Source organism: Nocardioides sp. (assembly GCF_050699375.1).
In the GTDB taxonomy this organism is placed as follows: Bacteria; Actinomycetota; Actinomycetes; order Propionibacteriales; family Nocardioidaceae; genus Nocardioides.
Genome location: NZ_JBOHDN010000084.1, coordinates 1 through 8,597, shown reverse-complemented (window position 1 = coordinate 8,597; position 8,597 = coordinate 1). Strand labels below are relative to the sequence as shown.

The following is an 8,597-nucleotide window of genomic DNA, read 5'->3' as shown; positions in this document are numbered from 1 at the left end:
TTGGTGTTCTCGGGGTTCTGAGCTGTGTCCCACATGACTTTCTCCTATCCGTCCGGGCTTTCTCAGGCACAGCGTGCCTTCATCTACTCCACGAATGGCACCACGCGATTTCGACATCCTTGGCCGGAAAATTCTTCGTTCCCCAAAATGGGCCGAGCCGACGTCCCCCGAAGCCCGGCCGGACATCCCCCAGGAGTACGCCCGCACGTGACCTGATACACAGTCAGGGCATACCAGCCACTGCTTCACGACGAGGAATCGAGCACCGTGTCCACGACCGATCGCCCGACACAGACGCAGGCTCACAGCCCTGCTGCCCTCCGGCCGTGGCATCTCTTGGCACTCGCCGGGTCAGCGGGCCTGGCAGGCGGGGCGCTGACGTCCTTCGGCCAGAGCGCCTTGATGGGTGGCTGGCATGCCCTGGTCAACTCGGCCGCTCCCTGGGTCACCATCGCCTTCCTGATCGGGCTCTGCGCCCGCGGGCGCTGGCGCCTGGCGGCGATCGCCGGAGTCCTTTCGCAGGTAGGGCTCGTCTTCGGCTACTACGCGACCTCAGAGCTCCGCGGATATCCGGCGGGTATGGCCGCGGTGGTGATCTGGGTTCTCGCCGGACTGGTAGCCGGACCGGCTTATGCCGCGGCCGGCGCACTGCTGCGTCATCACCGGCAGCTGATCCGGGCAGCAGCTGCCGGCTTGACGGGAACCGTCTGGGTGATGGAAGGACTCCGCTTCTTCTCGCTCGCCACCGACGCGAACTCGAACAGCGGGCCCGGCACCACTGCGGCCTGGTGCTACACCGTCTTCGGTGTTTTTCTCCCTCTGGCCTTGAGCCGCTCCCTGCGGGAGCGGTGCTACGCCCTGCTGGTGCTCGTCGTGGGCGCGGGAGTGGCGGTGGGGATCAGCCTCCTCATCGATATGGCGTTCACCATCTGACCCTGCTCATCAAGGTCCACGACATGGGATGATGCGCGGGTGACGAACAAGCCCAGCAGCGGGCAGGGTCAGGACCAGCGGCTGCGCGACCTCAAGGTGCTGCGCCAGGTCAAGGACCGCATCGACCGGGAGTACGCCCAGCCGCTGGACGTGGAGGCGCTGGCGCGGGGCGTACACATGTCGTCGGGCCACCTGAGCCGGGAGTTCAAGAAGGCCTACGGCGAGCCGCCCTACTCCTACCTGATGACCCGCCGCGTGGAGCGGGCCATGACCCTGCTGCGCCGCGGGGACCTCAGCGTCACCGACATCTGCTTCGAGGTCGGGTTCTCCTCGCTGGGGACGTTCTCGACCCGGTTCAGCGAGCTCGTCGGGATGTCGCCGAGCCTCTACCGTGAGCGGGCCTCGGACGGCGGCGTCGGGATCCCGCCGTGCGTCTCCAAGCAGGTCACCCGGCCGGTCCGAAGAAATCCGACCAGTCCGAAGTCGATCAGGAATCGAGAAGCGAAGGTGCCTGACCCCTACATAACGTGAGGGCCATGGACATCAACATCTGCCACAGCTACCTGCCGCACACCGACCCGGAGGCCTCGCTGAGGTTCTACCGCGACGCTCTCGGCTTCGAGGTACGCAACGACGTCGGCTACGAGAACATGCGCTGGCTCACCGTCGGACCGCCCTCCCAGCCCGGGGTGAGCATCGTGCTCTACCCGCCGACCGCCGACCCGAACATCTCCGAGGACGAGGGCAAGGTCGTCCTCGAGATGATGGCCAAGGGCAGCTTCGCCAGCCTCATGCTCGGCAGCCCCGACGTCGACGCCGCCTTCGCCGAGATCCAGGCGAAGGTCGACGCGAGCGGCGCCGAGGTGATGCAGGAGCCGACCGACCAGGACTGGGGCCAGCGCGACTGCGCCTTCCGGGACCCGGCCGGCAACACCGTCCGCCTGCAGCAGGTCAAGTAGGCCGAGCCATGTGCCGCGCCGGGTTCATGCCGCCGCCGGACGCTCGCGACAAGGAGAAGACCGATGACACAGACAGAGACCAAGAAGCCCGGTACGCCGGGGCGGCTCTCGCGCTGGATGCAGCACCGCGCCAACGCGCGGCTGATCCGCAAGGTCCGTAACGGGAAGGGCAAGTTCTGGGGGATGGACGTCCTCGTGCTGCACACCGTGGGCCGACGCAGCGGTGAGCCGCGCGAGACGCCGCTGGCCTGGTTCGACGACGGGGCCGGCGGGCGGGTCATCGTCGCCTCGGGCGGCGGCGCTCATCACCCCGACTGGCACGCCAACCTCTTCGCGAAGCCCGAACAGGTGACGTACGAGCTTCCAGCCGGGGAGCCGGTGGCTGCCACTCCTCTGCCCCTCGAGGGCGAGGAGCGCGAGAGGGCCTGGCAGGTCGTGGTGAAGGCCTCGCCGCAGATCGCGAAGTACCAGGCCAAGTCCGACCGGGTCTACCCGCTGATCCGTCTGCTCCCGAGGTGAGACCGGTGGGACATGACGAATCCGGAGGCGCACGTACCGGGTCACGATCTAGCCTTCAGTACATGAGTGAGCACAGTGCGGACAACCACGACCTGATCCGCGTCCAAGGGGCCCGGCAGAACAACCTCAAGGACATCTCGGTCGAGCTCCCCAAGCGCCGGCTCTCGGTGTTCACCGGGGTGTCGGGGTCGGGGAAGTCCTCGCTGGTCTTCGGCACGATCGCGGCGGAGTCACGCCGGCTGATCGACGAGACGTACTCGACCTTCATCCAGGGGTTCATGCCAAGCCTCCCGCGGCCCGAGGTCGACGCGATGGAAGGGCTGACCACGGCCATCCTCGTCGACCAGGAACGGCTCGGCGCCAACCCGCGCTCGACGCTGGGCACGGTCACCGACGCCTACGCGATGCTGCGCAGCCTGTTCAGCCGCCTCGGGGACCCGTTCATCGGCGGCCCGACGGCGTTCTCCTTCAACATCCCCACCACCCGCGCGAGCGGCGTGATGACGGGACCGAAGGGCGAGAAGACGATCGTCAAGGACGCGGTCTACCTCGGCGGCATGTGTGCCGAGTGCGAGGGCCGCGGGACGATCTCCGACCTCGATCTCGCGGTCATCGTCGACGAGTCGAAGTCGCTGGTCGGCGGGGCGATCCTGGTGCCCGGCTACACCGCCGACGGCTGGATGGTGGCGGCCTACAAGGTGGTCGTGCCGGAGGACGTGCCGATCAACGAGATGACCGAGGAGCAGCGTCAGGACCTGCTCTACGCCGAGCCGCGCAAGATCAAGCTCGAGGGCATCAACATGACCTACGAAGGCCTGATCCCGAAGATCCGCAAGTCGATGTTCAGCAAGGACGTCGAGGCACTCCAGCCCCACATCAAGAAGTTCGTGGAAGCGGCGGCCGTCTTCAAGCCGTGCCCGGCCTGCGGAGGGACCCGGCTCAACGAGTCGGCGCTCTCCTCGAAGATTCGCGGCAAGTCGATCGCCGATGTGTGCGCGATGCAGGTCACCGACGCCGCGGAGTGGCTCAGGACCATCGATGAGCCCGGGGTGGCGCCGCTGGTCGCCGGGCTGCTGCACCTGTTCGACTCGTTCGTCGAGATCGGTCTGGGCTATCTCTCCCTCGACCGGCCGTCCGGGACGCTGTCGGGCGGTGAGGCGCAGCGTACGAAGATGGTCCGTCACCTCGGCTCCGCGCTGACCGACGTGACCTACGTCTTCGACGAGCCGACCGTGGGGCTGCACCCGCACGACATCCAGCGGATGAACAAGCTGCTGCTCGACCTGCGCGACAAGGGCAACACCGTATTGGTCGTCGAGCACAAGCCGGAGACCATCGCGATCGCCGACCACGTGGTCGACCTCGGTCCCGGGGCCGGCAGCGACGGCGGCACGATCTGCTTCGAGGGGACCTACGAGGGACTCGCCGAGGCCGACACGCTGACCGGGCGCCACCTCGGGCACCGCGCGTCGGTGAAGGAGACGGTCCGCGAGCCGAAGGGGCATCTGGAGATCCGCGGGGCGACGTCGCACAACCTGCGCAACGTCGACGTGGACGTACCGCTCGGCGTGCTGACGGTCGTCACCGGCGTGGCCGGGTCGGGGAAGTCGTCGCTGATCCACGGCTCGCTGGGCTCAACTTCTGGGGCAGCCAGCGCCGACGTGGAGTTCGTCGACCAGAGCGCGATCAAGGGGTCGCGGCGCAGCAACCCGGCGACGTACACGGGTCTGCTCGAGCCCATCCGCAAGGCGTTCGCGAAGGCCAATGGGGTCAAGCCGGCCCTCTTCTCGGCCAACTCCGAGGGCGCCTGCCCGACCTGCAAGGGCAACGGGATGATCTACACCGAGCTCGGGTTCATGGAGACCGTCGCGTCGCCCTGTGAGGACTGCGGGGGCAAGCGGTTCCAGGCGCTCGTGCTCGAATACCGGCTCGGTGAGCTCAACATCGCCGAGGTGCTCGACCTGTCGGTGGCCAAGGCGCACGCCTTCTTCTCCGACGGCGAGTCGAAGGTGCCCGCCGCCGCCAAGATCCTGGGGCGGATGAGCGACGTCGGGCTCGGCTACCTCAAGCTCGGCCAGCCCCTCAACACCCTCTCGGGCGGCGAGCGGCAGCGGATCAAGCTGGCCATGCACCTGGGGGAGAAGGGCGGGACGTACGTCCTGGACGAGCCCACCACGGGTCTGCACCTGGCCGACGTCGACAACCTGTTGGCGCTGCTCGACAAGCTGGTCGACGCGGGCAAGTCGGTGATCGTGATCGAGCACCATCAGGCGGTGATGGCCCACGCCGACTGGATCATCGACCTCGGTCCGGGCGCCGGCCACGACGGCGGTCTGGTGGTCTTCGAAGGTACGCCCGCAGAGCTCGTCGCGAAGAAGTCGACGTTGACCGGGGAGCACCTGGCGGAGTACGTCGGGAGCTGACCGACACGCTGCGAGACGGGCTCGGCGCCATTCACCGGTGCCGGGCCCGTCTCGTTGTGAGGTGGTGCGAATCACGCCCGTTTGTGGGCATGTGGATGCGGATCGGCGTGGCACGGGCATCTAGTGTGCATTGGTTGCCTAATCAACGTGACCATGGCGACCTACCAGCCGTTTCACAGCCGTTTCACACCCACCGCATCGGGGCGGGAGGTGCCCCCAAGGAGCAGCCGAGCATGACCCTCTATCTACCCGAGCACAGGCAGACACCTGCGCCGTCCACGTACACCGAGTGGACCCGTCCGGCCCAGCCCGCGGCGGTGGAGATGGTGTCTGGACGGGAGCGCGCGGAGCCCGTGTGGCCGCGTGGTCTGGTGGCCACGGCCGTAGCCGCGGTCGTCACCACGCTGATGGCCGTGATCGCCAAGCTCGCCGGTGTCGACTTCGGCAGCAGCCTCGGCGAGGTGCCGATCTCGGCGTTCCCGATGCTGACGGTCTACTGCTCCCTGGTCGGCGTCATCATCGCCGAGGTGATGATCCGGGTCTCCAAGCTGCCTCGCTCGACCTTCCAGATCACCGCCATCGTGCTCACCGGGCTCTCCCTGATCCCCGACGTGGTGCCGTTCTTCGAGTTCGACCTGACCTTCGTCGGAGTGCTGTGCCTGAGCCACGTCGTGGCCGCGGCGATCGTGGTCCCGATGGTCTCGGTCCGGATGGTGGAGCGCCGCGGTGTCGAGCTGCCGCCGCGACCCGGTCAGCATCTGCGATAGCGGACGCGGACTGACCTGAATCGGTGCGATCGTTGGACCATGGCACTCGAGACGAGAACAGTTCAGGTCACCTTCGACGCGCACGACCCACGTGCACTCTCCACGTTCTGGCGCGACGTACTCGGCTATGTCCACCCGGGCCCGCCAGGGGTCGAGGTTCCCGAGGGCACCGAACCGCTGGATGCGTGGGATGAGTTCCTGGAGAAGGTGGGAGTGCCGGTCGAGCAGCGCAACAACGCCTCGGCGATCGAGGATCCCGCCGGCGTCGGGCCGCGCGTCTTCTTCCAGCGCGTGCCGGAGTCGAAGACCGCAAAGAACCGGGTCCACCTCGATGTCCGGGCCGCTCCCGGGCTGCAGGGGGAGGAGCGGATGGCTGCGTTGGAGGCGGAGTGCGAGCGTGTCGTGACGATCGGAGCCACCCGGGTACGCCGCTTCGAGCCCGAGCCGCCGATGAGCCACGGCTTCATCGTCATGGAGGACCCGGAGGGAAACGAGTGGTGCCTGGACTGAGCATCTCCCTATCCTCCTGCGCACGAACATCTGGACGGGCCCGTTCTCTGCCGTCGTGGTGGAGTCCGAGGTACGTCTGGGTTCTCGACGGGAACAGGCGTGCGACTGCGTTCTACGAGCGACAGGGCTTCGCATTCGACGGCCACATCAAGCCCGACCCTGTTGGTGTCGAGCGCCGGATGGTCCGCAACTGACCGGCGGCCGCATGCCCTCCTTGTGCGGGCGAAATTTTTCGCCCGCACAAGGAGGCACCTGAGCCGATCGAACGCTAGGACGTACGCCGCGCCAGCAGGGTCGAATCGTCGATGTGGACCTCGGCGCCGTCGCGGACGGTCGTGCGGGGGCGCTGCTCGACGACGACCGGCTCGAAGCCGTCCGGGATCCCGGGCAGCAGCTCCTCGGCCAGGAACATCGCGTTGCGGTGGCTCTGGCTCAACTGCGTGAAGATCTCAGAAGGAGCGTGCCCGACCACCAACAGATGACCGCCTGGAGCGACCGCGGTGGCCAGACGGCCGGCGACGTCGACCATGCTTCCGTCCGGTGTGTGCAGGAAGTGGCTCGTGACCAGGTCGAACTGCCGGCCCTCGGCGTCGAAGGTGCGCGCGTCGACCTGCCACCAGCTCGTCCGCGGCGCCACCCCGGCGTCCTCAGCATGTCGGGCTGCCCGCTCAAGTCCTTTGGCAGAGAAGTCAGCGCCGGTGACGGTCCAGCCCTGCTGCGCGAGCCAGATGACGTCCCCACCCTCGCCGCAGCCGACATCCAGTGCCGCGCCCGGCGTCAGGTTCGAGGCCTCGGCGACGAGCTGCGGGTTGGGTTTCCCGCTCCAGACCTTCTCCTCGCCGGCGTAACGCTCCTCCCACGCATCGGGCTCGAACATCCTGCGTCCCTCGTCCTCACTCATGACACCAAACTACGCATATACCTCGCGCAGAAGTGCGTAGCTGAGAGGTACCCTCGGGGTGTGACCTTCGAGCGAATTACGGTCCATCCGGATCGGATGGGCGGCCTCCCGACAATCCGGGGCATGCGCATTCCCGTAGCGACGGTCGTCGCGATGGTGGCAGATGGAATGACTGCCAACGAGATAATCGATGACCTTCCCGACCTGGTAGTCGAGGATGTCGCCGAGGCCCTCCGCTACGCGGCAGCGGCGGTGCGCGAACGCGAACTACCGCTACGTCCGAGTGCATGAGGCTACTGCTCGACGAGAACCTCTCCGAGAAGCTGGTCTCCCTGCTGACCGATGCGGGCCACGACGTCACTCACATACGTCAGCTTGGACTCGCCGGAGCCTTGGACCCGGACGTACTGGTGCTTGCCGCCCAGGATGAACGCGTCCTTGTCTCGGCCGACACCGATTTCGGAACACTTCTGGCGAGAACCCACGCGACGGCTCACTCGTTCGTCCTCATCCGGCGCCTGGTTGGCCGACGCGTCAACGAGATCGCGACGGTGATCACCGACAATCTCGGCGACGTCGAGGACGATCTCCTGTCGGGCGCAGTGGTGGTCTTCGGCGACGAGACGATGCGGATCAGAAAGCTGCCGATCGGATGATCGATCGGTCGACAGTACTTTCACCCATGCACGCACTCGTACGACGCCCCTCGCCCCGACTCGCCGAAGGCCTCGTCACCCATCTCGAACGCAGTCCGGTCGACGTCGACCTCGCGATCGAGCAGTGGGAGACGTACGTCGCGGCGATGCGCTCCGTCGGCTGGACGACCCACGAGGTCGATGCCGCCGCCGACTGCCCGGACTCGGTGTTCGTCGAGGACACGATGGTGGTCTACCGAGACCTCGCCGTGATCAGCCGTCCGGGGGCTCACGAGCGGCGCCCGGAGACCGCAGAGGCCGAGAAGGCGGTCAGCGCACGGGGCTACCGGATCGCCCACATCGAGGCGCCCGGCACGCTGGACGGCGGCGACGTGCTCAAGCACGGGAACACGGTGTGGGCGGGGGAGGGTGGGCGTACGAACGCCGGGGGAATCGCTCAGCTCCGTGAGCTGCTCCTGCCCCTGGGAGCGGAGGTCGTCGCGGTGCCGGTCTCGAAGGTGCTCCACCTCAAGTCCGCCGTCACCGCCCTGCCCGACGGCACCGTGATCGGCCACGAGCCGCTCGTCGACGATCCCACGACGTGGGGAGCCCGATTCCTTCCTGTTCCGGAGGAATCGGGCTCCCATGTGGTCATCCTCGACGATCACACCCTGCTCATGGCCGCCTCGGCGCCGCGGACCAAGGCGCTGTTCGAGAAGCGTGGCTACATCGTCGTGCCAGTCGACATCTCCGAGTTCGAGAAGCTCGAAGGCTGCGTGACCTGTCTGTCGGTGCGTCTGCGCGGCGTCTAGGCCGACCGGAGGCTAGTGGTCATCGCCTCAAGTTCCTCCCCGGTCCGCCGCCATGGCACGCACTGGGCGGCGTTGCCCCCGCTCGAAAGACCCCGGTATGCCTTCGCGGGGAGGTCTGAACGAAGTGGCCTTTGCCCA

The 8,597-nt window shown here is 67.3% G+C and carries 11 protein-coding genes; 10 read left to right on the top strand and 1 reads right to left on the bottom strand.

Features of this window, described 5'->3' with window-relative positions; all coding sequences use genetic code 11:
* Positions 1-267 precede the first annotated feature (267 nt).
* From ACRDPS_RS06010 to ACRDPS_RS05980, 7 genes are all read left to right on the top strand, one after another.
* Entirely contained in the window at positions 268-933 is a 666-nt protein-coding gene (locus tag ACRDPS_RS06010; RefSeq protein WP_431500718.1) for a DUF6518 family protein, read from the top strand.
* Positions 934-972: 39 nt separating this feature from the next.
* On the top strand, positions 973-1,464 hold the full coding sequence (locus tag ACRDPS_RS06005; RefSeq protein ID WP_431500717.1) for a helix-turn-helix transcriptional regulator: 492 nt from the start codon (positions 973-975) through the stop codon (positions 1,462-1,464).
* 5 nt (positions 1,465-1,469) lie between these two features.
* On the top strand, positions 1,470-1,892 hold the full coding sequence (locus tag ACRDPS_RS06000) for a VOC family protein (RefSeq protein WP_431500716.1): 423 nt from the start codon (positions 1,470-1,472) through the stop codon (positions 1,890-1,892).
* A 63-nt stretch (positions 1,893-1,955) separates the two neighbouring features.
* Positions 1,956-2,411, top strand: coding sequence for a nitroreductase family deazaflavin-dependent oxidoreductase (locus ACRDPS_RS05995; RefSeq protein WP_431500715.1), 456 nt, complete (start codon positions 1,956-1,958; stop codon positions 2,409-2,411).
* A 62-nt stretch (positions 2,412-2,473) separates the two neighbouring features.
* On the top strand, positions 2,474-4,834 hold the full coding sequence (locus tag ACRDPS_RS05990; RefSeq protein WP_431500714.1) for an ATP-binding cassette domain-containing protein: 2,361 nt from the start codon (positions 2,474-2,476) through the stop codon (positions 4,832-4,834).
* Positions 4,835-5,067: 233 nt separating this feature from the next.
* A complete protein-coding gene (locus ACRDPS_RS05985; protein ID WP_431500713.1) occupies positions 5,068-5,601 on the top strand; it encodes a DUF6069 family protein in 534 nt (177 codons plus the stop codon).
* A gap of 39 nt (positions 5,602-5,640) precedes the next feature.
* Positions 5,641-6,111 (top strand): VOC family protein, encoded by a 471-nt coding sequence (locus ACRDPS_RS05980; RefSeq protein ID WP_431500712.1) that lies wholly within the window; start codon positions 5,641-5,643, stop codon positions 6,109-6,111.
* Between the two features lie 268 nt (positions 6,112-6,379).
* Here ACRDPS_RS05980 and ACRDPS_RS05975 read toward each other — a convergent pair whose 3' ends face one another.
* On the bottom strand, positions 6,380-7,012 hold the full coding sequence (locus tag ACRDPS_RS05975) for a class I SAM-dependent methyltransferase (RefSeq protein WP_431500711.1): 633 nt from the start codon (positions 7,010-7,012) through the stop codon (positions 6,380-6,382).
* A 60-nt stretch (positions 7,013-7,072) separates the two neighbouring features.
* Between ACRDPS_RS05975 and ACRDPS_RS05970 the strand changes: the two genes are divergently transcribed.
* Genes ACRDPS_RS05970 through ddaH form a run of 3 tightly spaced genes read left to right on the top strand, consistent with a single transcriptional unit; the run spans position 7,073 to position 8,459 of the window.
* A complete protein-coding gene (locus ACRDPS_RS05970; RefSeq protein ID WP_431500710.1) occupies positions 7,073-7,303 on the top strand; it encodes a DUF433 domain-containing protein in 231 nt (76 codons plus the stop codon).
* Positions 7,300-7,668 carry a DUF5615 family PIN-like protein gene (locus ACRDPS_RS05965; protein WP_431500709.1) on the top strand — a complete coding sequence of 123 codons (369 nt, stop codon included), beginning with the start codon at positions 7,300-7,302 and terminating at the stop codon, positions 7,666-7,668. The genes ACRDPS_RS05970 and ACRDPS_RS05965 overlap by 4 nt, the downstream gene beginning before the upstream one ends.
* Positions 7,669-7,694: 26 nt before the next feature.
* Positions 7,695-8,459 carry a dimethylargininase gene (gene ddaH / locus ACRDPS_RS05960; protein ID WP_431500708.1) on the top strand — a complete coding sequence of 255 codons (765 nt, stop codon included), beginning with the start codon at positions 7,695-7,697 and terminating at the stop codon, positions 8,457-8,459.
* The last annotated feature ends 138 nt before the right edge of the window (positions 8,460-8,597 follow it).

What these genes read in the sequence shown, in the direction of transcription:
- ACRDPS_RS06000 (WP_431500716.1), top strand. Translation starts at nt 1,470, where the DNA reads ATGGACATCAACATCTGCCACAGCTACCTGCCGCACACCGACCCGGAG.
- ACRDPS_RS05995 (WP_431500715.1), top strand. Translation starts at nt 1,956, where the DNA reads ATGACACAGACAGAGACCAAGAAGCCCGGTACGCCGGGGCGGCTCTCG.
- ACRDPS_RS05990 (WP_431500714.1), top strand. Translation starts at nt 2,474, where the DNA reads ATGAGTGAGCACAGTGCGGACAACCACGACCTGATCCGCGTCCAAGGG.
- ACRDPS_RS05985 (WP_431500713.1), top strand. Translation starts at nt 5,068, where the DNA reads ATGACCCTCTATCTACCCGAGCACAGGCAGACACCTGCGCCGTCCACG.
- ACRDPS_RS05980 (WP_431500712.1), top strand. Translation starts at nt 5,641, where the DNA reads ATGGCACTCGAGACGAGAACAGTTCAGGTCACCTTCGACGCGCACGAC.
- ACRDPS_RS05975 (WP_431500711.1), bottom strand. Translation starts at nt 7,012, where the DNA reads ATGAGTGAGGACGAGGGACGCAGGATGTTCGAGCCCGATGCGTGGGAG.
- ACRDPS_RS05965 (WP_431500709.1), top strand. Translation starts at nt 7,300, where the DNA reads ATGAGGCTACTGCTCGACGAGAACCTCTCCGAGAAGCTGGTCTCCCTG.
- ddaH (WP_431500708.1), top strand. Translation starts at nt 7,695, where the DNA reads ATGCACGCACTCGTACGACGCCCCTCGCCCCGACTCGCCGAAGGCCTC.